Genomic DNA, 23,855 nt, shown 5'->3' on the forward strand with positions numbered 1-23,855 from the left:
GGAGAGGACGAGCATGACGGCACCAATCATTAACGGGAAACAAATTTCGGAAGAGATCCGCAAGGATTTGCGCGAAGAGGTAGAACGGTTGGCGAAGCAGGGCTTTAAGCCGGGACTGGCGGTCGTGCTCGTCGGGGAAGATCCGGCTTCGCAGGTGTATGTGCGGAACAAGGAGAAAGCATGTCATGAACTAGGCTACTATTCGGAGGTTCACCGCCTGTCGGCTGAGACGTCTCAGGAGGAGCTTCTAGCCTTGGTGGACAAGCTGAATCGTCAGAGCAATATTCATGGGATACTGGTACAGCTGCCGTTGCCGAAGCATATTGACGAGAAAGCCGTCATCGATGCGATCTCCGCGGAGAAGGACGTCGATGGATTCCATCCGGTCAATGTCGGGAACTTGATGATCGGCGATGATAGCTTGCTGCCTTGCACGCCAGCGGGGGTTATCGAACTCATCAAACGCACGGGTGTGGAAATCTCCGGCAAACACGCGGTTGTCATCGGACGGAGCAACATTGTCGGTAAACCGGTCTCCTTGCTTCTGCAGCGAGAGAACGCAACGGTCACCATGTGCCATTCGCGTACGGCTAACATGAAGGAATTAACCCAACTGGCGGACATTCTCGTCGTAGCGATCGGCCGCGCCAACTTTGTTGACGCCTCTTACGTGAAGCCCGGCGCAGTTGTCATTGACGTCGGCATGAACCGCCTTGAGAACGGCAAGCTGGCCGGAGACGTCGACTTTGATAGCGTGAAGGAAGTTTCCGGACCGATCACACCGGTACCTGGCGGAGTGGGTCCGATGACGATCACTATGCTGATGCAAAATACGTTGATTGCGGCGAAGCGGCTGCAGGGATTGGCGTAACGATTTCCCCTTATTTCTCGGAAAGGAGGCGGCATCTTTGGATCAGCAGCGGATTTTGACGGTGAAGGATTTGAACCGCTACATCCGAATGAAGCTGGAATCGGACCAGGTGCTCACCGACGTTTGGATTCGCGGGGAAATCTCCAATTTCACGCATCATTCAAGCGGACATATGTATTTCACGCTGAAGGATGCGGACAGCCGGATCAAATGCATTATGTTTGCGTCGCACAATCAACGGCTGCCGTTTCGGCCCAAAGAAGGGACGCGAGTGATCGCCCGCGGCAACGTCTCCGTCTATGAGCGGGACGGCCAATACCAGTTCTACGCGACGCATATGCAACCCGACGGCGTGGGCAGCTTGTATTTGGCTTTCGAGCAGTTGAAGCAGAAGCTTCACGCGGAGGGCTTGTTCGCACCCGGACGGAAGCGGCCGTTGCCGCGGTTCCCGAAGACGATCGGCGTTGTAACCTCGCCGACTGGGGCGGCGGTCCGCGATATCTTGACAACGCTTGGGCGGCGTTATCCGCAAGCGGAGGTGATCCTGTACCCCGTGCTCGTTCAGGGCAAAGGGGCGGCGTCGTCGATCGTGAAGGCGATCCGGACGCTGAACGTCATGGGCGCGGCCGACGTGCTCATCGTCGGCCGCGGCGGCGGCTCGCTTGAGGAGCTGTGGGCGTTCAACGAGGAGCAGGTCGCGCGTGCGATCTACGAATCGGCGATTCCCGTTATCTCGGCCGTGGGCCATGAGACGGACTTTACCATCGCCGATTTCGTCGCCGACCTGCGCGCCGCCACGCCCACTGCGGCCGCCGAGCTGGCCGTGCCGCACACGGCCGAGCTGCGCGCGCTTCTGCGCCAGCGCGAACAGGTGCTACAGCAGGGCTTGCAGCACCGTCTGCAGCAGGCGCGCGAACGGCTGCGCCGGCTGCAGCGCTCGCCGGCGCTGACGCAGCCGCGGCGCAGCCTGCTCCAGCACGCGGAGCGGCTGGATCGGCTGTCCTCGCGGCTGACCGGCCGCATGGAGACGCGCCTGCAATTAGCCCGCGCGGCCCAGGACCGCCTGCACCAGCGGCTGCTGCGCTTCCATCCGAAGGAAGCGCTGTTGTTCGCGGGGCGACGGCGGCAAGAGGCCGATCGCCTGCTGCGGCAAGCCATGCACGGCATCCTGCGGGAGAAATCCGGCCAGCTGGCCTCGGGCATTCGCCAACTGGATGCGTTGAGCCCGCTCAAGGTCATGGCGCGGGGGTACAGTCTTGTTTATGATGAACAAGGAGAACGGCTCATTAAGTCGCTGTCGGAGGTTGCTCCGGGCGATCGAATCACTGTGAAAGTCACGGATGGAGAATTGGATTGTCAAGTTTGGGGCATGAGACCGGAAGGAGCTGGAGAAGAAGATGAAGGAACAGGAAACCAAGCTTAATGCGGAAGCGCAGCAACCGGAACTGAATTTCGAAGAGGCGATGAACCAGCTGGAGGACATCGTGTCTCAACTGGAGCATGGAGATGTACCGCTGGAGAAAGCGATCGACCTGTTTCAACAAGGCATGCGACTCTCGCAAATATGCGGTCAGAAGCTGGCGCAAGTGGAACAGAAGATCGAGATGATCGTAGAAGAAGACGGGGCGGTAGCGAAGCAGCCGTTTCAGCCGCCGCTGAGCGATAACGCGGATTTCTGAGGAGAGCGGTGATCTTGTTGCGGCAGCATTTAACGATTGAGGAGTATACGAAGGAAATTGGCGAAGCCGTTTCCGCCCGATTGTCTACAAGCCTTCCGGCGGCATGGGAAGTGCCGGATACGCTGCGTCAGGCGATGGAATACTCGCTGATGGCGGGAGGGAAGCGGCTGCGGCCGTTGCTCGTCGTGGCTGCGGCGGAGGCGCTCGGCGGTAACCGAGAAGCGGCATTGTCCGTCGCTTGCGCCGTGGAAATGATACATACCTATTCGCTGATTCATGACGATCTGCCGGCCTTGGATAACGATGACTTTCGGCGTGGCAAACCGACGAATCATAAAGTGTTTGGGGAAGCGATGGCGATATTGGCGGGGGACGGCTTGTTGACCCATGCTTTTTATAGTGTCGTTCAAGCAAGCCGCGAGTATGGGGTGCCGGCTACGGCGGCGCTCTCAATCGTGGAAGAGTTGTCGCGGTATGCCGGACCCGGCGGTATGGTAGGTGGCCAAGTGGCCGACATGCAAGGCGAGCAGGGGGTAACGGACCTGAATCAGCTGCGTTATATCCATGCGCACAAAACCGGCGACTTGATCGTGTTCTCGGCAAAAGCAGGAGGACATCTCGCCGCCGGATCACCGGAGCAGCTCGAAGCTTTGGAGCGCTACGGGCGTGCGTTAGGCCAAGCTTTTCAAATCCAAGACGATATCCTGGATCTGATCGGGGACGAAAGCAAACTCGGCAAAAAAACGCAAAGCGACGTGAAACAGCAGAAGGTGACCTACCCCTACTTTATCGGCATTGAGGCTTCTCGTTCCGAGGTTGACCGGCTGACACGCGAGGCGAAGGAAGCCGTGCAGGATGGAAAGGTACCGAACCCGCAGCGGTTGGTGGAAATCGCCGATATGCTGCTTCGCCGCGATCATTAAGTTTCCCTATAACAATCAACGAAATCAGGGAAAAATGACTCATTCGTCCGCGGTAAGTGATTTCGACATCATCATGACATATGGTATAATGAAGGCTATTATCATCCGTGCAAGAAAAAGCCGGGCTCTGTAAGTCGGCTTTTTGAACCATACATTAAGGAAAGCGGGGAATGGCTGTGCTGCTTTCGCAAATACATGAGCCTGCCGATCTAAAAAACTTGTCCCTGGAGCAATTGACGCCGCTCGCTGAGGAAATCCGCCAGTTCTTGATCGAGAAGCTGTCGGTGACCGGCGGGCATTTGGCTTCGAATTTGGGCGTGGTGGAATTGACGATCGCCCTGCATTATTGCTACAACAGTCCGCAGGATAAATTCATTTTCGACGTAGGCCATCAGGCTTATGTCCATAAAATATTGACGGGGCGGATGGACCAGTTCGACACGCTTCGCAAACATCAAGGGTTATGTGGGTTTGTGAAGCGGAGTGAGAGCGAGCATGATGTGTGGGAGGCAGGGCACAGCAGCACCTCGCTTTCAGCGGCCATGGGGATGGCGCTGGCTCGGGACTTGAAGGGCGAATCGAACCGGGTGGTTGCGATCATCGGCGATGGCGCGCTGACCGGCGGAATGGCGTTTGAAGCGCTGAATCATATCGGACATGAGAAGAAGGACCTGATGGTCATCCTGAACGACAACGAAATGTCGATCGCGCCGAATGTTGGGGCCATGCACAATTACTTGACCAAGATCCGTTCCGACCGCAATTACCTGCGGGCTAAGGATGAAGTCGAGCAGTTGCTGAAGAAAATCCCGGCTATTGGTGGTAAAGTAGCTAAAACCGTAGAACGAGTCAAAGATAGCCTCAAGTATTTGATGGTTTCCGGCGTCTTATTCGAAGAGCTGGGCTTCAAATACCTGGGACCGGTGGATGGTCATGATTTACCGGGTCTAATCGACTCCTTCAAGCAGGCGAACAATGTAAGCGGGCCGGTGTTGGTGCATGTTCTAACGACCAAGGGTAAAGGATACACGCCGGCGGAGCAGGATTCGCATAAATGGCATGGGATCACGCCATACAAAATCGAATCCGGTCAGTTGCTCAAGGCGGTCGGCAATCCGATGTATACCGAGGTGTTCGGGCAGACGCTAATCGAGTTAGCCGAACAGGACGAACGTATCGTGGCCGTGACACCGGCGATGCCGGGCGGTTCCGGCTTAGTGAAATTTGGGGAACGTTTCCCCGGTCGCATGATTGACGTCGGCATCGCTGAGCAGCATGCTGCCACGATGTGCGCCGCGATGGCGATGGAAGGCCTAAAGCCGATATACGCAGTGTATTCCACGTTCATGCAGCGAGCTTACGATCAGATCGTGCATGATATTTGCCGCCATAACGCCAACGTGATGTTCGCTATCGATCGGGCCGGATTTGTTGGCGCCGACGGAGAGACCCACCAAGGGGTTTACGATATCGCTTTTATGCGGCATATCCCAAATATCGTATTAATGATGCCAAAGGACGAGAATGAATTGCGCCATATGATGAAGACGGCGCTTGAATATAATGACGGTCCGATCGCTTACCGCTATCCGCGGATCAACGTGCCTGGGGTTCCGCTGGACCAAGAGCTGACGCCGATTCCGATCGGAACTTGGGAGCAGCTGCGCGAAGGCGACAGTCTGACGCTTGTGGCGGTTGGTCCGATGGTGCAGGTCGCGGAGGAAGCCGCGGAATTGCTGAAGCGGGAAGGTGTTTCGGCCGCGGTCGTAAACGCCAGATTCCTGAAACCGCTCGACGGAGAAATGTTGGGTAAGCTTGCGCAAGGCAGCGGAACGATCCTCGTGCTTGAAGAGGCATCGCAGGCCGGAAGCTTGGGCAGCGCTATTTTAGAGTTCTACGCAGAGCAGGGAATTAGCGGACTGGACATTCATCTGATGGGCATTCCGGATCGGTTCATCGAGCATGGCAGCATTAAGGAGCAATTGGAAGAAGTCGGCTTAACGGTCGATCATGTTGTGCGAGAAGTACAGAAATTGCGGAGCGGTCAACATTTGACATTGGGCAAAAAAGTAAATTATTGACGGGAGATTGGCATGTCGGTTTCCAAGGAACGCATAGACGTCCTGCTCGTGGAGCAGGGATATTTCGATAGCAGGGAGAAAGCGAAAGCCGCGATTATGGCGGGGCTAGTGTTCGGCGGGCAAGAACGGATCGAGAAGGCCGGAACGAAAATTCCGCGCGATACTGCGTTGTCCGTCAAAGGGGCAATCCACCCTTATGTGAGCCGAGGTGGACTGAAGCTGGAGAAAGCGATCAAGCGGTTTAACCTCGATCTGACAGGACGAACAATGCTGGATATCGGCTCCTCCACCGGCGGGTTTACCGATTGCGCCTTGCAGCATGGTGCCGAATATGTCTATGCCATTGATGTCGGTTATAATCAGCTGGATTGGTCGCTGCGTAACGATCCGCGCGTGAACGTCAAGGAGCGCACCAACTTCCGGTATATGACGCCGGAGGATTTGGAGGGTCCAAAACCTGACTTCGCCAGCATCGATGTTTCTTTTATCTCGCTCAAAATCATTTTACCGCCGCTTCTCGCGCTGTTGGAACGGCCGGCGGATATCGCTGCGCTGATTAAGCCGCAGTTCGAGGCAGGCCGGGAGAAGGTTGGCAAATCAGGGGTCGTCCGGGATCCCAAGGTGCATCAGGAAGTGCTGGAGACAGTACTGGGGTTTGCGGTGGAACAAGGCTACGAGGTGGCCGGGTTAACTTTCTCCCCAATTACCGGCGGAGAGGGCAATATCGAATTCCTAGCTCATTTAAGGCTGAAGGAAACCGCAAGGCGCGCAGGGGAACTAGGGGACGATCGATTCGCTCCGATCCGCGAATGGGCGGCGAGCGTAGTCCAAGAAGCCTCTAACACCTTTACGGGGGGCCCATCCAAGTGATGGGTCTTTTTTGCGTGTTTACGCTTGCCAATCGAACGCCTGTTCCCTATAATGGAATCAAAACCGTGATTTTGTCCTTATTCTCCTCAACATTTTGTTATGCGCCTGACAGGAGCTGACCACGGCCGCGTCGAAATAGTGGTTGAGGTGATAATCGGTGGGTGCATACTCGGACGGTCTTCTGATGGTTGTGATCGCGGGAATTGGCGGTTATTTGCTATATCGCGGCTTTCGTTCCTGGGTCCGCAAGCCTTTTTCTTTAAGATCTGGCATCGGATTTGAAATGAATGAGGAGATTCTAGAGCATCCTGCCGTGGACCTGCTGGAGCAAGCGGGTTACGAGGTCATCAGTGATAAATTGAAGGTGCCGCTTACCTTTCGCGTAGACGGCGAACTCCTGCACAGCCGTCTGTTTATCGACTATATTGTGGTCAAGAACGGGGAATTCTATCTGGTAAGAACCGCGCGGGAACGCCTGCCGATGGAATGGACAGGCAGCGGCTTGCGCCGGGATTTGCTCCCGTTCCTGCTGCTTTATCCGGAATGTGCCGGCGTGTTGTACGTGGATCCAGATCAAGGAGAGCTCAAAGAAATCTCCTTAACAACAGACGAAGACGAAGAAGATGAATCCGCCTGAATTGAATGGAGCATCAGGCGAATGGAGGACAGAATGAAAGGGCATAGACATATCAAAATTCGAGAAATTATTACGGCAAGAGAAATTGAAACCCAGGATGAATTGGTGGAAACGCTGCGCGAGGCGGGGTATCAAGTCACCCAAGCCACGGTCTCCCGTGACATCAAGGAACTGATGTTGATTAAGGTGCCAACCGACGATGGCAGGTATAAGTATTCCATGCCGACGGCTCAGCGCTATAACCCGGTTCAGAAGCTTCAGCGGGCGTTAGTCGACAGCTTCGTTCACATTGACCATACCGGCAATCTGGTCGTTATGAAATGCCTTCCGGGTACAGCAAATTCGGTTGCTGTGCTGTTGGATAACATGGAATGGCCTGATTTGCTGGGCACGATCTGTGGAGACGACACGATATTGCTGATCTGCCGCAACGAGGATTATAGCCGGTTTCTGATCGAACAAATCATGGGATACATATCTTAATTGAGTTTGGAGTAGGGGAAGGAGTGCCGTGCATGTTGGTTCATTTATCCATTCGTAATCTGGCGGTCGTTGAAGCGGTGGATGTTTCGTTTGGTTCCGGCTTTCATGTTCTTACCGGGGAGACTGGCGCAGGCAAATCGATTATTATCGATGCGCTGGGCTTGATTGCCGGAGGGCGGGGTTCGGCGGATTTAATCCGTTATGGCTGTGACAAAGCCGAGATGGAGGCCTCTTTCGATCTGCCGACAGGGCATCCGGTTTGGACCACCATGGATGGATTAGGGATTGCCGGGGATCCCGGCGAGCTTCTGATTATTCGCCGCGAAATCAGCGTCCAAGGCAAGAGCTCGGCCCGCATCAACGGTCAACTGGTCAATTTATCGATGCTGCGCGAGGTTGGGGATGAGTTAATCAATTTGCATGGACAACACGAGCACCAAACTCTGCTTAGGCCGGAACGTCATTTGGAGCTGCTGGATGCTTTCGGGGCCGAATCGATTGATCCGGTGAAGGCGGCTTATCAGGCGACCTACGCTGAATTTGTTAGAATTGACAAAGAATATAACGAGTTGCGCAATACGAGCCAACAGGCTTTGCAGATGCTCGATTTATACCGTTTTCAGCTTGGTGAAATATCGGCAGCCGAGTTAAAACCAGGTGAAGATGAATTACTCGCGGAGGAAAAGGTCAAGCTATCCCATAGCGAGAAAATGATGGAGTCCATCTCGAAAGCCTACGGCTCGCTGTATGGTCCCCAAGGACTTGATGCGATCGCGAAGGCGGTATCCAAACTAAGCGAAGTGGCCGCATATGACACCAAAGGGATTTCTCCTCTCCTGGAGCAACTTCAGTCTGCTTATTATCAACTGGAGGATGCGTCCTTCAGCTTGCGGGATTATCGCGAACGGATTGAGTTTAATCCGGAGCGGCTGGAGGAAGTGGAGGAGCGCCTAGACTTGATCTCTACCCTGCGTCGCAAATACGGCGATGACATCCAGGGTATCCTCACTTATTATGAGAAAATCCGACTGGAAGTCGATGCTTTGGAAAATAAGGATGAACGCCTGGAGCAGCTTCAAGCGGAGCGCGAGAAGCTGACTACACGACTGATGGAACAAGCCTTTAAGCTGAGTGCGGTGCGGCGTCAGATGGCCGATGAGCTCGCCGCTCAGATCGAGATCGAGCTCAAAGATCTGCAAATGGGACGGACTTCCCTGCAAGTGAAGTTGTCTGTGATGGAGGACGCTCACGGATTGGAGTGGGAAGGTAAGAAAATTCGCCCCGGGAAGCAGGGCATCGACAATGCCGAATTCCTGATCTCCCCGAACCCGGGGGAACCGCTTCGGCCGCTGAGCAAAATTGCATCCGGTGGGGAATTGTCGCGAATGATGCTGGCGCTCAAGAGTATCTTTGCCCGGCATGAGCAAGTCCCTGTATTGATCTTCGACGAAGTGGATACCGGGGTCAGCGGACGGGCAGCTCAGTCGATCGCCGATAAATTATCGCGTTTGTCTGCGATGTGTCAAGTGTTCGCCATTACTCACCTTCCGCAGGTGGCCTGTATGGCCGATCGGCAGTATTTGATCGAGAAAGTCGTAGAAGAAGGCCGTACGATGACCCACGTGGAACCGCTAGATGAATCAGGACGAGTTAATGAATTGGCCCGCATGCTCGGCGGGGTGGAAATCACGGAGAAGACGCAGCATCATGCCCATGAAATGCTGAAGCTGGCACAGGCACAAAAGGATGTTTTATTAAGTCCGGCACAATGATTGACAGTAATAAAACACCTGACCCGGGGTATCTTATAGGTACGCAATTGGCGACCACCTTTTCGTCAAGCGAAAGAAGCTAAGGGAGCGTGACAGCCATTGAACCCGAACCTCAGGAATAGAATGCTCGGTCTTTTTCTTGCCTTCTTCTTTTGTTTCCTCGGCACGTCAGCCGCTGAAGGGCGGCTTCCTGTTTTGCCGGACGAGTTACGCCTGTTTCAAGGTCAGGGAACGCAAATATCATTAGCACTGCCTGTACAGGCCGAAGTCAGTGTGGATCGGCCCGATGTTGTGATGTTGAACGGGCAGGCCAACCCATCCATGAAAGTATCATTGGGAAATCCGCTCAAGCTTTCGTCGCTTCGGAGTGGAGAAGCCAACCTCCGCATGAAATTATTCGGTCAAATTCCTCTGAAGACCGTTAAGGTCAATGTGATTCCGGACCTCAAAGTTATTCCCGGCGGACAAACCATCGGTGTGAAGGTCAAATCCGCCGGGATCCTAGTGGTCGGCCATCACCAGGTCGTCACTGATACCGGCAAGGTATCTCCCGGCGAAGCCGCGGGAATTCAAGCTGGTGATTTGATCACCCACATTAACGGCACGAAGCTGCAGGATGTCCGCGAGGTGGCCGATATTGCGGCCGATGCGGGCAAACACCAACGACCGCTTAAGATCACCTATCAGCGGAATGACAAGGAATTTAACACTTCATTAAGCCCGGCTTACGATCAGCAGGATCGAGCCTGGAGATTAGGGCTTTATATCCGTGATTCCGCCGCAGGGGTGGGGACGTTAACCTTCTATGCACCTGACCAAGGAGTGTATGGAGCATTAGGTCACATTATCACGGATATGAATACCCAGACACCGATTGTGGTCGGCAGCGGACAGATCTTGCAGTCCAGTGTTACGTCTATCTCCAAGAGCGAAAGCGGAGAACCAGGGGAGAAACGCGCTCATTTTCTGAAGGAAGGCAAAACCTTAGGGAATATCGAAAGGAATACGCACTTCGGGATCTTTGGGAAAATGTCGCAAAACCCGGAACATAGCGTGTATCAGAAACCAATCCCCGTTGCCTTTGCAGAGGAAGTTAAGGAAGGCCCCGCAGAGATTCTAACCGTGGTGGAAGGTCAACGGGTGGAACGATTTAAGGTTGAAATTGTCCATGTTTCCAAACAGAGCGCTCCGGAAACCAAAGGTCTAGTCATTCGAATTACCGACCCTCGCCTCGTGGACAAAACGGGTGGTATCGTTCAAGGGATGAGTGGCAGCCCAATCATCCAGAACGGGAAGCTGATTGGAGCGGTCACCCATGTTTTCGTGAACGACCCAAAATCAGGGTATGGCTGCTTTATCGAATGGATGCTGCAGGATGCCGGGATTCTGCAAAGTAACAGAGGCACACTGCAAAATCTTAAGGCGAGCTAAACGCTGCCTTAAGATTTTTTTTATCCTGAGGTATCCTCAGATCGACAAACCCTTCATGGATTCTGTATGCATTTGTCGAATGAATCCGAACCGAATCACATTGTGTAAATAAATATTTTATTATAGCTCAAGCCTGTAAAAAAATAAATAAAAATAATTTTCGACAGAAGGAATTTACTTTTGCGTGTCGAATCCTTATTCTGGGAAGAGGAGAAATAAATTAGAACCCATCCATTTACCTGAAGGAGGAAGTAGGCAGTGCAGAAAATCGAAGTGTTGTTGGCGGATGATAATCGAGAATTTACGAATTTGCTCGCGGAATACATTTCGGAGCAAGACGATATGGTCGTCTCGGGAATCGCTTATAATGGGGAAGAAGTGCTGGAGATGATCGATAATGCAGCAAGAGTACCAGATGTGTTGATCCTGGACATTATTATGCCACACCTGGACGGACTCGGCGTACTTGAGCGCATTCGCGACCTCAACTTGACACCGCAGCCCAAAATCATCATGCTGACCGCTTTTGGTCAAGAGAACATCACGCAGCGTGCCGTTCAGCTTGGCGCTTCTTACTACATCTTGAAACCGTTTGATATGGAAGTCTTGGCAAATCGCATTCGTCAGCTTGTTGGCGCTCAATCGTTAACAACCAATACGCCGTCGACATCGTTTACGAAATCAAACGTGGTGCCGCTGGGTAAAGGCAAGAACCTCGATGCGAACATTACTTCGATCATACATGAAATCGGAGTTCCTGCGCATATTAAAGGGTATCAATATCTGCGCGAAGCCATTACAATGGTTTACAATAACATCGAGATCTTGGGCGCAATTACGAAGACGTTGTATCCGGCGATCGCGGAGAAGTTCAAAACGACGCCGTCCCGTGTGGAGCGTGCGATTCGTCATGCGATTGAAGTGGCTTGGACGCGCGGCAACATCGATTCGATCAGCCATTTGTTTGGGTATACGATCAATATCTCCAAATCCAAGCCGACCAACAGCGAATTTATCGCCATGGTGGCTGATAAGCTGCGGATCGAGCATAAAGTGTCGTGAAAGTCTGAGGAAACGAATGAACGTGATAACGACTAGTGATTCTATAACGGTGGTCGTTCACTTGCGTAGTTATACAGATGGGAATGAAAGGCGGTCACTCTCGGTGTACACCGGGATGCGGCCGTTTTTTATTTTGGAAGGATAAATCTTCATGCGCCAATTGACAAAACCTGCCTTCAGGATTATTCTGTATATGAACATATGCTCATATACTTGATTTGGAGAGGGGAAACCACCGATGGAGAGAGATGTCCACACCTATCTGAGCCCGGATACGCTGGAGAAGGTGTCTACGATTTTCAAGGCATTATCCGATCCAACTCGGATCAAAATTCTTTATTTGCTGTCGGAAGAAGAATGTTCCGTGACGCATATGTCGGACGTGCTGAATTTGTCACAATCGGCGGTATCCCATCAGCTCAGTCTTCTGCGGAATTTGCGGCTTGTGAAGTTCCGGCGAGAGGCCAATACGATGTATTACAGCTGTGACGACGAGCATGTCATATCGCTCTTGACCCAGGCGATTCAGCATGCGAAATGCGATTAGGGAGGGAGTTTCAATGGGACATCATCATCATAAGCATCACGCGCATCACCATCATGACCATGCCGGTCATCACCACGATCATCATGCCGCGCGGTCAGGGAACAAGAAAGGGCTGCTCATCGCTTTACTGATTACAGCTTCGATTGCTGTTCTAGAATTTTGCGGCGGTTTGTTTACGGGAAGCTTAGCGTTGTTATCCGACTCCGGACATATGCTTAGCGACGCCAGCTCGCTGGTACTCAGCTTGTTCGCGATATGGTTTGCGGCCCGTCCGGCCTCGAAGCGGAACACATACGGTTTCCACCGCATGGAGATCCTGGCGGCGCTGCTTAACGGGGTTATCTTGTTCGTAATTGCCGGATTTATCATTTGGGAGGCCTATGGACGACTGCTTGATCCGCCAACCGTATCCAGCAATACCATGATCGTCATCGCGGTCATCGGCCTGCTTGCCAACTTGGCAAGTGCCGCCGCATTGCTCAAGAAAGGCGATGTCAAAGGAAATGTAAATCTGAAAAGCGCCTACCTGCACGTCCTTGGGGATGCTTTGGGTTCGGTCGGGGCGATCTTGGCCGGTATCGTCATGTCGTTGTTTGGTTGGTACATCTTTGATCCCATCATCAGTGTTGTTGTCGCGTTGCTAATTCTTCGGGGAGCCTGGGGTGTGTTGACCCAATCCGTGCATATTCTGATGGAGGGGTCGCCGGCATCGATCGATCAAAGCCAGGTCAAGCAGTGTTTGGAAGGCATTCCAGGGGTTGTTGAAGTGCATGATTTGCATATTTGGACGATTACGTCGGGGATGGATGCGCTAAGCTGCCATTTAACGATTGAAGACGGTAGCCAGAGTCAAATCGTGCTCCAAGAAGCCATATCTGCTTTGGAGACAAACTTCCAAATTGGTCATTCGACCATTCAGGTCGAAACACCGCACATCCGACACCAGGAGCTTATGGTATAATGCCATCAGAGAAAGGATGAGCGAACATGTCCAAGGATGTTGATCCGGCGGCTTATCGAGAAATGCTGGAGCAAGCCAATTTGGGAGACGCAGAACGGCAACTCTTATTGGAGCTGATCGATCAGTTTGAGCAGGTTTCTGCCGAAAATGACAGACTACGCAAAGCACTGCTGCGTGAATCTTCCCAGAACCGCTCGCGAATGTCGACGAAGCTGAAAGAAGCCTTATACGAATAAGTGAAAAAACCTCTCCCACCTAGTGTTTGGTGAAAGAGGTTTATTTTTTTGCAAGTTGCAATTATTTGTGCTGCATCCCGGCTGGCTCTGGTTCTTTGACGGCAGCGGTGTCTTTCTTGCGAAATCTAGGCCCAACGTAATTCCGCTTACGGTCCCGGAAGAAAATCCACCCTCCCAGAAATCCGGCGCCGGCTGCGAATAGAACAACACCCAGTACAAAGTTCAACCAGTCGAAAGATACGCGGGTTAACGCATCGACTCCGTGAGCAGACATATAATCAAATAGGGAGTCTTTGATTTTCAGGAAGCCGATCATCGCCGTAATGCCGGGAATAACCAGCAACACAATGGCGATAAACCGGGATAATTTCAACTTCATGAGGGATCGTCCTTTCCATCCTAAAATGGCCTATGTAATGTTAAAAATATCATACCTTTTTCCCGATGGGATGTCTATTTGCAGGTCTGATTTGTATTCACGGAAAAACAAGGTAAAATAGGGGAAAGTGACTGAATTGATAGAATGGGTGGAGATCTGATATGGCAATAACTTGTGATGTAGCGGTGCTGGGCGGAGGTACGGGCGGGTATATCGCGGCCATTCGCGCGGCCCAATTGGGGAAAGATGTCGTCATCATTGAACGGGACAAGCTGGGTGGAACCTGTCTGCATCGGGGCTGCATTCCAAGCAAAGCGCTGCTGCGCAGCGCCGAGCTCTATGCGCAAATGAAGGACAGCGCCAGCTTCGGCATCGAAACGAACGGGGTCACCCTGGTGTTCCCGAAGGTGCAGGAAAGAAAACAAAGCATCGTGGATCAGTTGCATAAAGGGGTCCAGTATTTGATGCGTAAACATAAAATTCGTGTGATCGAAGGGAATGGGCGGGTGATTGGACCGTCGATTTTCTCGCCAAAAAGTGGCGCGGTGGCAGTAGAACTCTTGGATGGGGAAATGGATACGATCGTGCCGACCAACCTGATCATTGCAACAGGCTCCCGGCCGCGCATGTTGCCGGGTCTTGAACCGGACGGCAATCATATTCTGAGCAGTGATGAAGCGTTGCAGTTGGCGGATCTCCCCGACTCGATGTTGATCGTCGGCGGCGGTGTCATTGGCGTGGAATGGGCATCGCTGCTGAATGACTTTGGCGTGCGGGTGACCGTGGTGGAAGCGGCGGACCAGCTGTTGCCGGCGGAGGACGAGGATGTGGCCCGTGAATTGCAGAAACAGCTGCAACGCCGAGGGATTGAGATCATCACGGGGGTTTCTGTAGATCCTAGTTCCTTTGAAATTGGCGATAACCAGGTACAGATTTCAGCGAAGCGAGGAGACGAATCGATTCGGTTAGAGGCGGACAAGCTGTTGGTATCGATTGGACGCCAGGCTAATGTGGAGAATATTGGACTGGAAAATACCGACATCGGGTTAGAACGCGGCTTTATACGGGTAAATGAACATATGCAGACCACCGAACCTCACATCTATGCCATCGGCGATTGCATCGGCGGACTTCAGTTGGCGCATGCTGCCAGCCATGAGGGGTTAACAGCCGTTCATCATTTGGCCGGGGAAGCTTCGCATGGTTATGAGGAGAGCCAAGTACCGCGCTGCGTGTATACACGCCCCGAGGTAGCTTCGGTTGGAATCACGGCCAAGGAAGCCAAGGCCAGAGGACTGGACGTCAAAATCGGCAAGGTGCCGTTTTCGGCGATCGGCAAGGCGATGGTCTACGGCGAAACGGAAGGCTTCGTCAAAATGGTAGCCGACGCCCGCACGAACGACATCCTCGGCGTTCAAATGATCGGGCCGCATGTGACCGAACTGATCAGCCAAGCGGCACTGGCACAAGTACTGGACGCGACGCCTTGGGAAGTTGGACAAGCGATATTTGCCCATCCGACGCTGGCGGAAATTATCGGAGAAGCGGCGTTGGCTGTGGACGGGAACTCCTTAAACGTTTGAGGGAACGGACGGAAAGTTGAGTATTTTCTTTTTCATCGGAAAACGATTATAATAAACTTATTCCAAGTCTTAGTACCTGGTGTTAAGATTAAGCTATAGGATGTCCTAATTGAAGGAGGTAACTCCCATGAATGCCAAAAGTATTGTTCAAACCGAATTCAAACATAAGCAGCTCGGATTAACGGATGCTGAAGTCGTTGAGATGTACAGATATATGGTGATCGCACGCAAATTCGACGAGCGTAACCTGCTGCTGCAGCGGGCGGGGAAAATCAATTTCCACGTGTCCGGGGTCGGCCAGGAGACGGCGCAGGTTGCCGCGGCTTTTGCGCTCGACCGAGAACGCGATTATTTCCTGCCCTACTACCGAGATTACGGTTTCGTGCTGTCGGTTGGGATGTCATTGACGGAACTGATGTTGTCGGCGTTCGCCAAAGCGGATGACCCCAACAGCGGTGGCCGGCAAATGCCGGGACACTTCGGCAGCAAAAGGCTGCGTATTGTGACCGGCTCCAGTCCGGTAACGACGCAAGTTCCCCATGCGGTGGGTGTGGCTTTGGCCGCGAAAATGCAAAAGAAGGACATCGTTTCCTTCGTTACGTTTGGCGAAGGCTCCAGTAACCAGGGCGATTTTCATGAAGGCTTGAATTTTGCCGGGGTTCAGAAGCTGCCGGTGATTTTCATGTGCGAAAATAATCAATACGCCATCTCCGTTCCTGTGAAGAAACAGCTGGGCGGGCGAGTTAGCGACCGGGCTCAAGGCTACGGTTTCCCGGGAATTCGCGTAGATGGCAACGATGCGCTAGAAGTGTATCGGGTCGTGAAGGAAGCGCGGGAACGCGCAATCCGCGGGGAGGGGCCTACGCTGATCGAGGCGATGATGTATCGGCTGTCTCCACACTCTACTTCGGATAATGACCTGGCTTACCGGACAAAAGAAGAAGTCGATGAGAATTGGAAGAAAGACGGTATTCCGAAAATGAAAGCTTACTTGATCGAAACGGGTCTGTGGAGCGAAGAGCAGGATGAAATGCTGTCGAAGGAGATCCATGGGCAGCTGAAGGAAGCTGTGGAAGCGGCGGACAACGCGCCCTTCCCGAAACCGGAGGACACACTGCTGCACGTGTATGCCAGTGAAGGGGAGGGGCAATAATCATGCCAGTGATGGAATATATCGACGCGATTCGTCTTGCGATGAAGGAAGAGATGGAGCGAGACGAAAGCGTATTTGTGATGGGGGAAGACGTCGGCGTTAAGGGTGGCGTATTCACAACGACGAAAGGCTTGCAAGAGCAGTTCGGGGAAATGCGTGTCATCGACACCCCGCTTGCTGAATCGGCGATCGCCGGGGTTGCGATTGGGGCTGCCATGTATGGGCTGAAGCCGATTGCGGAAATGCAATATTCGGACTTTATGCTGCCGGCAACCAACCAAATCATTAGCGAAGCGGCGAAAATCCGCTATCGCTCCAACAACGATTGGAATTGTCCTGTCGTTGTTCGCGCCCCGATTGGCGGCGGGATCTTTGGCGGATTGTATCACTCCCAATGCCCGGAATCGATCTTCTTCGGTACGCCTGGCCTCAAGATCGTTGCTCCCTATTCGGCTTATGATGCCAAAGGCTTGTTGAAGGCGGCGATCCGCGACCCTGATCCGGTGTTATTCTTTGAGAACAAAAAATGCTATAAGCTGATCAAAGAGGATGTGCCGGAGGATGATTATGTAGTACCGATCGGTAAAGCAAACCTGCTACGAGAAGGCAGCGATATTACGGTCATCAGCTATAGTCTTCCTCTGCATTTTGTGATGCAAGCTGCAGAAGAATTGGCTGCGGAGCAGGGGATTAGCTCCCATATTCTTGATTTGCGTACGCTGCAGCCCCTGGATCGCGAGGCGATCGTGGAAGCGGCTCGGAAGACGGGGAAGGTGCTGATCGTTCATGAAGATAATAAGACCGGCGGGATTGGCGCTGAGGTTTCGGCTATCATCTCCGAGGAGTGCCTCTTCGAGCTGGATGCGCCGATCGCAAGGCTTTGCGGCCCAGACGTTCCGGCTATGCCGATCAGTCCGCCGATGGAGAAATTCTTTATGCTAAGCAAAGATAAGGTCAAAGAAGCGATGCTTCAATTGGCGCTTTATTAATTGGGAGTGAGTATACCGATGCCATCCAATAAAACATTGATTGACGTGCATTTGCCTCAGCTTGCCGAATCGCTCGTGTCGGCAACCATCGGGAAGTGGTTGAAGAAACCCGGCGATCCGGTTGAGCAATACGAACCTATTCTCGAAGTCATCACAGACAAAGTGAATGCGGAAATCCCTTCGACTTTGGACGGCGTGATGGGCGAGCTGCTGGCCGAAGAAGGGGAAGAGGTTCAGGTTGGTGCCGTGATTTGCCGGATTGAGACGGCGAATGCCGATGAGGCACCGGCAGGGGGGCAGGCGACAACCGAGGCTGTCAGCCCTAATGCGGGGACGATCAGCGAAGTTGCCCAGCCTGACGAGTCGCAGCGAAGCCGTTATTCGCCTGCAGTGCAGACGCTAGCCGCCCAGCATGGCCTGGATCTGCGGCAAATCGCCGGCACAGGGCTTGGCGGGCGAATCACACGCAAAGACGTGTTGGCTTACATCGAACAGGGCGGTCGTGGGGCCGTCGCGGCACCCGCTGCTCCAGTCGCCACGACGACAGCTGCGAAGCCCGTACAGCCGCTGGCAACGCCTTCCGCTGCACCTACGCCGCAGAACGCCATCCAAGGCGGGCTGAACGCCGCTGCCGGGCCGGTACGCCATTCCGGCTTGCATTTAACGGAGAACCCACCAATTCCGACGATTGAGGTAGAAGGGGGCAACCGTTCTGAATATTTTATCGACGTAACCCCTATTCGCAATACGATTGCGACTCGGATGCGCCAAAGCGTGTCGGAAATTCCGCACGGCTGGATGATGATCGAAGTCGATGTCACCAACCTGGTCCAGCTTCGCAACAAGATCAAGCAGGAATTTATGCAGAAGGAAGGCGTCAATCTGACGTACCTGGCTTTCCTGTTGAAGGCGGTTGTGGGAGCGATCAAGGATTATCCGATCATGAACTCGGTGTGGGCGGTGGACAAAATCATCGTCAAACGCGATATCAACATTTCCCTGGCTGTTGGGACCGAGGATTCCGTGCTGACACCGGTCATCAAAAAGGCCGACCAGAAGAATATCGCCGGCCTGGCGCGGGAAATCGAAGAACTGGCGTCGAAGGTTCGTTCCGGCAAGCTGAAGCTGGATGACATGCAAGGCGGGACGTTTACAGTTAACAACACCGGTTCCTTTGGTTCGATTTTGACGCAGCCGATTATCAATTATCCGCAAGCCGCAATCTTAACCTTTGAGTCCATTGTCAAGAGACCGGTCGTTATCAACGACATGATCGCTGTCCGTTCGATGGCCAATCTCTGCTTGTCTTTGGATCACCGGATCCTGGACGGGGTCATTTGCGGCCGCTTTATGCAGCGGGTGAAGGAAAATATGGAAAGCTACAATTTGGAAACGCAGGTATATTGAGCGTAAAGAGAGGATCGAGGCGAGATTGCGATGAACGAAGGCTTGACAGTACGCTATTATTCGATGATGGAATATGGGGAAGCCTGGGATTTGCAGAAACGGCTCATTAAAGAGATAGATGCGCAGCAGCAGGGGGAACACCTGCTGCTGTTGCAGCATCCGCCGACCTATACCATCGGCTCCCAGCGTCATCCCGAGCATCTGTTACTCAGCGCAGAGCAGTTAAAGGATCGGGGCATTGCGGTGTTTGAAATCGACCGCGGCGGAGATATTACATACCATGGGCCCGGCCAACTTGTCAGTTATCCACTGCTGCGGCTGGAGGCCGGGCGTGGACTGGATCTACATGGTTACCTGCGCCAACTGGAGCAAGTCATCATCGATTATCTTGCGGGGTTTGGCATTGAAGGTTCACGTAAACCGGAATATACCGGGGTGTGGGTCGGAGATGTGAAAATTTGCGCCATCGGCGTGAAATTTAACAAAAGCAGGCATCATAAAGGCTTCATTACTAGCCATGGGTTTGCTTTTAACGTCAAGTCCGGCATTCAAGAGGAAGGCTTTGGCGGAATCATCCCTTGCGGAATTCAAGAATATGGGGTCACCTCGCTGGAGGATGTAACCGGTCGCCCGTTTACGGTGGAGCAAGTCGCGAGGGATATCGTACCGATGTTTAACGCGGTATTTGAACGTTCGGGGGCTTGGACTGATTACTAAGTAGCCCCCGTGGCGGGGTTAGCGAATGAAGAAAGGCTCCAGAAAAGCGATCAGCGTCGAAGCTAACATGGCGAACAACATTAATAAAACAACGATTCTCATCCGATTTTTACGCATAATGGTAACTCCTTTTGCTTAAACGTATATTATTTTCACCTCTATTATCGTATCGAAGAAAGCGAGGAAAGTCCAATGATTCACGAGGAACGCGTCATCGGACAATTTTTGGAACTGGTGCAGATCGACAGTGAAACCAAACACGAGCGCCAGATCGCCGATGTATTGAAGCGCAAATTCAGCGACATGGGGTTGGATGTCATTGAGGATGGTTCGCAGGCAGAAACGGGGCATGGCGCGGGAAACCTGATTGCCACGTTGAAAGCTAGCGAAGGGGTATCCGCCGAACCTTTCCTGTTCACCTGCCATATGGATACCGTCACACCGGGTAAAGGGATCAAACCGGTGATCGGCGAGGACGGATGGATTCGCAGCGATGGCACGACGATCCTTGGAGCGGATGACAAAGCAGGTGTAGCGGTGTTGTTGGAGCTGATTCAGGTCCTCCAGGAGAACCCCATCCCACATGGTCAGATCCAGTTCGTGATTTCGGTTGGTGAGGAGTCAAGCTTGCGCGGGGCAAGAGCTCTGGAATCACAGTACGTGGATGCTAAATTCGGGTTTGCGATCGATACGAATGGTGAAGTGGGTACCATCTGTGTCGGCGCACCTACGCAGGCTCGTGTCGAAATCGAGATCTATGGTAAGGCCGCTCATGCCGGGGTAAATCCGGAGGATGGCATCAGCGCGATCCAGGTGGCCGGTAAAGCGTTAGCCCGGATGAAATTGGGACGGATTGACCAAGAAACAACCGCCAACATCGGCAAATTTGAAGGCGGCGGTGCTACCAACATCGTGCCGGACCACGTCACGTTGTACGGTGAAGCGCGAAGCATGTCCCAGGAGAAAGTCGACAAGCAACTTCAAGAAATGAAGGAAGCGGTGGAATCCGCTTGTCGCGACTTTGGGGCGAAAGGAGAATTCCGCAGCGAGGTGCTGTATCATGCGTTCCGGATTCCCGAGGAGGCTCATGTGCTGCGGATCGCCAAACAAGCGGCGACTGAGCTTGGGTTGCCAGGTACGACGTTTACGACAGGCGGCGGCAGTGATGCGAACATATTTAACAGCCTGGGGATTCCAACCTTGAATTTGGCCATCGGCTATGAGGAAATTCATACGACAAACGAAAGAATCAAGAAGGACGATATCGTCAGAACGGCACAGTTCGCGCTGGAAATTGTCCGTCAATCCGTATCCTCTTGAGCAACAACGCAATGAATTGAAAGCCCGGTGCGGGAGGTGCACCGGGCTTTCTGTAATGCTAATGCAGTAGGGAGGCAGGTCTCGCCGGGAAGTTACGAACCTGAGCAGGACTCCACTCCGTATGCCAACTAGAGGTCTGGATGAGGTTTAAGGCTTGGTGGAAGTCGTCTAAATATTTGCATATTTTCTCCTGCTCTGTTTTGGTTGGGTGATAGAGCTGGATTCTTCGCTCTAATTTAGCAATCGCCTGCTGTAAGCAACAGGAGGCCGCACCAAAACGGGCCCCTGCGAAATCGGGATGCCGCTCGGCAATCGTCTCAAAGATTGGGGTTGCTTCGTCATACCGCCTCTCATCGTAGCAGATTTCCGCCCAAATCAGGCTGAGTTCTAAGAATGGGGGGGAGGGTTCGCGAAGCAAGCGAGGTTCTAACTTCAGCAGCCGTTCTTTGGCTAATGCGACATACCCTTCTTTATATAAGGTTTGGACCAGCTCGCTAAGTAAATAAGGATCAGTTTGCCCCGCCAGCTGTTCGGCGACTTCAAGGCGTCCGGCCGTTACGGCGTTTTGTATCATTTCTACGAGTTTACCCATATTTTGAGGCTGTCCGGTAGGACTACGCATATTTCACCCCCTCCTTATATTAACCGGAAAAACCGTGACTGAATAACTAGTTTTATATGATTGGATCAGATCGGAGATTTTGGCGTCGTGACCTACCTCTTTCATCCACTGCGATAACAGGATGCGGATTTGCCAGCCTTTTCCTTGAGCGCGTACGCGGTCCGTCGTGAAATAACTCTTCATGAGGGGCTCCTTTCCGGACAGGTTTGGTATAATAACACCATATGTCCGGCGTGGACAAGTTATGAATGAAGAAAAGCCGTTTGCACAATAAAGGAGGAAATAAAATGGGAGTAAACGATAAATTGGTCGAAACTACGGTTTCTACGGAGCCGGTATTTAGCGGGAAGGTGATCTCCTTGCAGATCGATATGGTCAAGCTGCCGGATGGAACGACCGCAACGCGTGAAATTGTGAAGCACCCAGGCGCGGTTGCTGTTCTGGCGGTGCATGAGGGTCGATTGCTGCTGGTAGACCAATTTCGACAGGCAATGGGCCGATGTGAATTAGAGATTCCAGCCGGCAAATTAGAGAAGGGGGAGGACCCTGCGGAAGCGGCGGTCCGCGAGCTTCAGGAAGAGACGGGCTATCGCTGTGATAAACTGACACATTTGCACTCTTTCTATACCTCCCCGGGATTCGCGGATGAAATCATTCATCTCTATCTAGCCGAGCAGCTGAGTGCCGGGGAAATGTCGCCGGATGAGGATGAATTTCTCGAGGTTCAGGAAGTAACGTTGGAAGAGGCGCTAAACCTGATTGCTGAGGGGCGGATTGCCGACGCTAAAACGATCTTGGCGGTATATATTTGGCAACTCTGGACCGTAAGGGGATCGGCAGGAGCAGGAGTATGAACCAGTCTTCCGAAGGGACCCCGGATCAACTGACAACGATATATGCGGATTTGCATATCCACATCGGAAGAACCGGTAAGGGGGAGCCGGTCAAGATCAGCGGCAGCCGTAACCTTACCTTTGCCGGGATCGCGAAGGAGGCGGCGCAGCGAAAGGGTATCGGTCTCGTGGGCATCATTGACTGCCACTCACCCGGAGTGCAGGAGGATATCGAGTGGTGCCTGGAACGTGGCGAAATGCAAGAGTTGAAAGACGGAGGTATCGCCTATCAGGGGACGACCATTCTGCTTGGGAGTGAACTGGAAATCCGCGAGCCGGGCATGGGACCTGCGCATTTATTGGCCTTTTTCCCTCACTTGGAGATCATCCGTGGCTTCACCGACTGGCTTAAACCCAGAATGAAGAACGTCGGTCTTAGCTCACAGCGGGTATACGCACCGGCCCGGACCCTGCAGGAGGAGGTTTACGCCCGGGGCGGCATGATCATTCCTGCCCATATTTTCACGCCGCATCGCAGTATTTATGGCAGCTGCGCCCCGCGTATGTCCGATGTGCTGGATCTTTCCCTAATCAGCGCGGTGGAACTTGGGCTTAGCGCGGATACCGACATGGCTGGGTTGATCAGCGAGCTGGATCCTTACACGATCTTAACGAATTCGGACGCCCATTCCCTTGGCAAAATCGGCCGGGAATACAACGAGTTGCGGCTTAAGGAAGCAAGTTATCTCGAGTTCACGAAGGCATTGCGACGTGAGGAGGGGCGGCTGGTGGCCGGCAATTACGGGCTCAATCCGCGCCTAGGTAAATATCATCGGACTTACTGCAGCAACTGCAACTACATCATCGACGAAGCGAAGGTTGCCGTAGAACGCTGCCCTTATTGCGGAAGTCCGAAGCTGGTGCGCGGCGTACTCGACCGCATCCGCTCGATTGCGGATCGAAAGGAGCCGATCGTTCCGGCTCATCGCCCACCTTACCATTACCAGGTCCCTCTGGAGTTTATCCCGGGCCTAGGACCTGCGAAATTGGAGCTGCTGCTTGAGAAGTTTGGCACGGAGATGAACATCTTGCATCATGTACCGGAAGCGCAATTGGCGGAAGCGGCAGGGTCCGAGTTGGCCGAGCGGATTGTCTTGGCACGAACCGGCAGGCTCGAGCTTAGCGCCGGAGGCGGCGGGATTTATGGCAAAGTGAAGAAATCCTGATCGGCAGGAAAGCGGTACGGAAAGAAGCAGGCATAGGCGAACAGGCTTGTTCATATTTTAGGATAAGACCCTA

The 23,855-nt window shown here is 53.1% G+C and carries 25 protein-coding genes; 22 read left to right on the plus strand and 3 right to left on the minus strand.

Annotated features, from left to right (window positions below; all coding sequences use genetic code 11):
* Window positions 1-13: 13 nt before the first annotated feature.
* From folD to M0651_RS03510, 14 genes are all read left to right on the plus strand, one after another.
* Window positions 14-871, plus strand: a complete 858-nt coding sequence (folD, locus tag M0651_RS03445; protein ID WP_248550446.1) for a bifunctional methylenetetrahydrofolate dehydrogenase/methenyltetrahydrofolate cyclohydrolase FolD — start codon at window positions 14-16, stop codon at window positions 869-871.
* A 37-nt stretch (window positions 872-908) separates the two neighbouring features.
* Window positions 909-2,294 (plus strand): exodeoxyribonuclease VII large subunit, encoded by a 1,386-nt coding sequence (gene xseA / locus M0651_RS03450; protein ID WP_282577737.1) that lies wholly within the window; start codon window positions 909-911, stop codon window positions 2,292-2,294.
* Window positions 2,269-2,550 (plus strand): exodeoxyribonuclease VII small subunit, encoded by a 282-nt coding sequence (gene xseB / locus M0651_RS03455; protein WP_248550447.1) that lies wholly within the window; start codon window positions 2,269-2,271, stop codon window positions 2,548-2,550. Before xseA ends, xseB begins: the two co-directional genes overlap by 26 nt.
* Before the next feature lie 17 nt (window positions 2,551-2,567).
* Window positions 2,568-3,473, plus strand: coding sequence for a polyprenyl synthetase family protein (locus M0651_RS03460; protein WP_372490879.1), 906 nt, complete (start codon window positions 2,568-2,570; stop codon window positions 3,471-3,473).
* A 170-nt stretch (window positions 3,474-3,643) separates the two neighbouring features.
* On the plus strand, window positions 3,644-5,554 hold the full coding sequence (gene dxs, locus M0651_RS03465; protein ID WP_282577738.1) for a 1-deoxy-D-xylulose-5-phosphate synthase: 1,911 nt from the start codon (window positions 3,644-3,646) through the stop codon (window positions 5,552-5,554).
* Between the two features lie 12 nt (window positions 5,555-5,566).
* On the plus strand, window positions 5,567-6,424 hold the full coding sequence (locus M0651_RS03470) for a TlyA family RNA methyltransferase (RefSeq protein WP_248550449.1): 858 nt from the start codon (window positions 5,567-5,569) through the stop codon (window positions 6,422-6,424).
* A gap of 157 nt (window positions 6,425-6,581) precedes the next feature.
* On the plus strand, window positions 6,582-7,061 hold the full coding sequence (locus M0651_RS03475; protein ID WP_248550450.1) for a hypothetical protein: 480 nt from the start codon (window positions 6,582-6,584) through the stop codon (window positions 7,059-7,061).
* Window positions 7,062-7,094: 33 nt separating this feature from the next.
* Complete coding sequence (ahrC, locus tag M0651_RS03480; RefSeq protein WP_248550451.1) at window positions 7,095-7,544, plus strand: transcriptional regulator AhrC/ArgR; 450 nt, start codon at window positions 7,095-7,097, stop codon at window positions 7,542-7,544.
* A gap of 32 nt (window positions 7,545-7,576) precedes the next feature.
* Window positions 7,577-9,316, plus strand: coding sequence for a DNA repair protein RecN (recN, locus tag M0651_RS03485; RefSeq protein ID WP_248550452.1), 1,740 nt, complete (start codon window positions 7,577-7,579; stop codon window positions 9,314-9,316).
* A 99-nt stretch (window positions 9,317-9,415) separates the two neighbouring features.
* The gene (gene spoIVB / locus M0651_RS03490; RefSeq protein WP_248550453.1) at window positions 9,416-10,747 is read left to right on the plus strand and encodes a SpoIVB peptidase; all 1,332 of its coding nucleotides are present in this window, start codon (window positions 9,416-9,418) and stop codon (window positions 10,745-10,747) included.
* Window positions 10,748-11,005: 258 nt separating this feature from the next.
* Window positions 11,006-11,809 (plus strand): sporulation transcription factor Spo0A, encoded by an 804-nt coding sequence (gene spo0A / locus M0651_RS03495; protein WP_248550454.1) that lies wholly within the window; start codon window positions 11,006-11,008, stop codon window positions 11,807-11,809.
* 238 nt (window positions 11,810-12,047) lie between these two features.
* Window positions 12,048-12,356, plus strand: coding sequence for an ArsR/SmtB family transcription factor (locus tag M0651_RS03500; protein ID WP_248550455.1), 309 nt, complete (start codon window positions 12,048-12,050; stop codon window positions 12,354-12,356).
* Between the two features lie 13 nt (window positions 12,357-12,369).
* Window positions 12,370-13,317 (plus strand): cation diffusion facilitator family transporter, encoded by a 948-nt coding sequence (locus M0651_RS03505; RefSeq protein ID WP_248550456.1) that lies wholly within the window; start codon window positions 12,370-12,372, stop codon window positions 13,315-13,317.
* A 26-nt stretch (window positions 13,318-13,343) separates the two neighbouring features.
* Window positions 13,344-13,553, plus strand: coding sequence for a hypothetical protein (locus M0651_RS03510; RefSeq protein WP_248550457.1), 210 nt, complete (start codon window positions 13,344-13,346; stop codon window positions 13,551-13,553).
* A gap of 61 nt (window positions 13,554-13,614) precedes the next feature.
* Here M0651_RS03510 and M0651_RS03515 read toward each other — a convergent pair whose 3' ends face one another.
* A complete protein-coding gene (locus M0651_RS03515) occupies window positions 13,615-13,932 on the minus strand; it encodes a DUF2627 domain-containing protein (protein WP_248550458.1) in 318 nt (105 codons plus the stop codon).
* Between the two features lie 161 nt (window positions 13,933-14,093).
* Here M0651_RS03515 and lpdA point away from each other — a divergent pair, with 161 nt between their 5' ends.
* The 5 genes from lpdA to lipB all read left to right on the plus strand — a co-directional run bounded on the left by lpdA (window position 14,094) and on the right by lipB (window position 19,781).
* Entirely contained in the window at window positions 14,094-15,515 is a 1,422-nt protein-coding gene (gene lpdA, locus M0651_RS03520; protein WP_248550459.1) for a dihydrolipoyl dehydrogenase, read from the plus strand.
* A 127-nt stretch (window positions 15,516-15,642) separates the two neighbouring features.
* Window positions 15,643-16,668 (plus strand): thiamine pyrophosphate-dependent dehydrogenase E1 component subunit alpha, encoded by a 1,026-nt coding sequence (locus tag M0651_RS03525; RefSeq protein ID WP_248550460.1) that lies wholly within the window; start codon window positions 15,643-15,645, stop codon window positions 16,666-16,668.
* A 2-nt stretch (window positions 16,669-16,670) separates the two neighbouring features.
* The gene (locus M0651_RS03530) at window positions 16,671-17,657 is read left to right on the plus strand and encodes an alpha-ketoacid dehydrogenase subunit beta (RefSeq protein WP_248550461.1); all 987 of its coding nucleotides are present in this window, start codon (window positions 16,671-16,673) and stop codon (window positions 17,655-17,657) included.
* Between the two features lie 18 nt (window positions 17,658-17,675).
* Complete coding sequence (locus M0651_RS03535; RefSeq protein ID WP_248550462.1) at window positions 17,676-19,064, plus strand: dihydrolipoamide acetyltransferase family protein; 1,389 nt, start codon at window positions 17,676-17,678, stop codon at window positions 19,062-19,064.
* Between the two features lie 30 nt (window positions 19,065-19,094).
* Window positions 19,095-19,781 carry a lipoyl(octanoyl) transferase LipB gene (gene lipB, locus M0651_RS03540; protein WP_248550463.1) on the plus strand — a complete coding sequence of 229 codons (687 nt, stop codon included), beginning with the start codon at window positions 19,095-19,097 and terminating at the stop codon, window positions 19,779-19,781.
* A gap of 18 nt (window positions 19,782-19,799) precedes the next feature.
* Here the strand turns inward: lipB and prli42 are convergent, their stop codons facing one another.
* Window positions 19,800-19,898, minus strand: a complete 99-nt coding sequence (gene prli42 / locus M0651_RS03545) for a stressosome-associated protein Prli42 (protein ID WP_155605425.1) — start codon at window positions 19,896-19,898, stop codon at window positions 19,800-19,802.
* Window positions 19,899-19,973: 75 nt separating this feature from the next.
* On the opposite strand from prli42, the gene M0651_RS03550 reads away from it, so the two are divergent.
* The gene (locus tag M0651_RS03550) at window positions 19,974-21,101 is read left to right on the plus strand and encodes a M20/M25/M40 family metallo-hydrolase (RefSeq protein ID WP_248550464.1); all 1,128 of its coding nucleotides are present in this window, start codon (window positions 19,974-19,976) and stop codon (window positions 21,099-21,101) included.
* Between the two features lie 58 nt (window positions 21,102-21,159).
* On the opposite strand, the gene M0651_RS03555 is transcribed toward M0651_RS03550, so the two are convergent.
* Window positions 21,160-21,723, minus strand: a complete 564-nt coding sequence (locus M0651_RS03555; RefSeq protein ID WP_248550465.1) for a tetratricopeptide repeat protein — start codon at window positions 21,721-21,723, stop codon at window positions 21,160-21,162.
* Between the two features lie 287 nt (window positions 21,724-22,010).
* Between M0651_RS03555 and M0651_RS03560 the strand changes: the two genes are divergently transcribed.
* Entirely contained in the window at window positions 22,011-22,577 is a 567-nt protein-coding gene (locus tag M0651_RS03560) for an NUDIX hydrolase (protein ID WP_248550466.1), read from the plus strand.
* Window positions 22,574-23,782, plus strand: a complete 1,209-nt coding sequence (locus M0651_RS03565; protein WP_248550467.1) for an endonuclease Q family protein — start codon at window positions 22,574-22,576, stop codon at window positions 23,780-23,782. Before M0651_RS03560 ends, M0651_RS03565 begins: the two co-directional genes overlap by 4 nt.
* Window positions 23,783-23,855: the final 73 nt, after the last annotated feature.

The sequence above is a fragment of the Paenibacillus mellifer genome (genome assembly GCF_023195895.1).
Classification (GTDB): domain Bacteria; phylum Bacillota; class Bacilli; order Paenibacillales; family Paenibacillaceae; genus Fontibacillus; species Fontibacillus mellifer.

What these genes read in the sequence shown, in the direction of transcription:
- M0651_RS03560 (WP_248550466.1), top strand. Translation starts at nt 22,011, where the DNA reads ATGGGAGTAAACGATAAATTGGTCGAAACTACGGTTTCTACGGAGCCG.
- prli42 (WP_155605425.1), bottom strand. Translation starts at nt 19,898, where the DNA reads ATGCGTAAAAATCGGATGAGAATCGTTGTTTTATTAATGTTGTTCGCC.
- dxs (WP_282577738.1), top strand. Translation starts at nt 3,644, where the DNA reads ATGGCTGTGCTGCTTTCGCAAATACATGAGCCTGCCGATCTAAAAAAC.
- recN (WP_248550452.1), top strand. Translation starts at nt 7,577, where the DNA reads ATGTTGGTTCATTTATCCATTCGTAATCTGGCGGTCGTTGAAGCGGTG.
- folD (WP_248550446.1), top strand. Translation starts at nt 14, where the DNA reads ATGACGGCACCAATCATTAACGGGAAACAAATTTCGGAAGAGATCCGC.
- M0651_RS03525 (WP_248550460.1), top strand. Translation starts at nt 15,643, where the DNA reads ATGAATGCCAAAAGTATTGTTCAAACCGAATTCAAACATAAGCAGCTC.
- M0651_RS03505 (WP_248550456.1), top strand. Translation starts at nt 12,370, where the DNA reads ATGGGACATCATCATCATAAGCATCACGCGCATCACCATCATGACCAT.
- M0651_RS03500 (WP_248550455.1), top strand. Translation starts at nt 12,048, where the DNA reads ATGGAGAGAGATGTCCACACCTATCTGAGCCCGGATACGCTGGAGAAG.
- M0651_RS03470 (WP_248550449.1), top strand. Translation starts at nt 5,567, where the DNA reads ATGTCGGTTTCCAAGGAACGCATAGACGTCCTGCTCGTGGAGCAGGGA.
- M0651_RS03550 (WP_248550464.1), top strand. Translation starts at nt 19,974, where the DNA reads ATGATTCACGAGGAACGCGTCATCGGACAATTTTTGGAACTGGTGCAG.
- M0651_RS03565 (WP_248550467.1), top strand. Translation starts at nt 22,574, where the DNA reads ATGAACCAGTCTTCCGAAGGGACCCCGGATCAACTGACAACGATATAT.
- M0651_RS03510 (WP_248550457.1), top strand. Translation starts at nt 13,344, where the DNA reads ATGTCCAAGGATGTTGATCCGGCGGCTTATCGAGAAATGCTGGAGCAA.
- M0651_RS03515 (WP_248550458.1), bottom strand. Translation starts at nt 13,932, where the DNA reads ATGAAGTTGAAATTATCCCGGTTTATCGCCATTGTGTTGCTGGTTATT.
- M0651_RS03535 (WP_248550462.1), top strand. Translation starts at nt 17,676, where the DNA reads ATGCCATCCAATAAAACATTGATTGACGTGCATTTGCCTCAGCTTGCC.
- lipB (WP_248550463.1), top strand. Translation starts at nt 19,095, where the DNA reads ATGAACGAAGGCTTGACAGTACGCTATTATTCGATGATGGAATATGGG.
- xseB (WP_248550447.1), top strand. Translation starts at nt 2,269, where the DNA reads ATGAAGGAACAGGAAACCAAGCTTAATGCGGAAGCGCAGCAACCGGAA.
- ahrC (WP_248550451.1), top strand. Translation starts at nt 7,095, where the DNA reads ATGAAAGGGCATAGACATATCAAAATTCGAGAAATTATTACGGCAAGA.
- lpdA (WP_248550459.1), top strand. Translation starts at nt 14,094, where the DNA reads ATGGCAATAACTTGTGATGTAGCGGTGCTGGGCGGAGGTACGGGCGGG.
- M0651_RS03555 (WP_248550465.1), bottom strand. Translation starts at nt 21,723, where the DNA reads ATGCGTAGTCCTACCGGACAGCCTCAAAATATGGGTAAACTCGTAGAA.
- M0651_RS03530 (WP_248550461.1), top strand. Translation starts at nt 16,671, where the DNA reads ATGCCAGTGATGGAATATATCGACGCGATTCGTCTTGCGATGAAGGAA.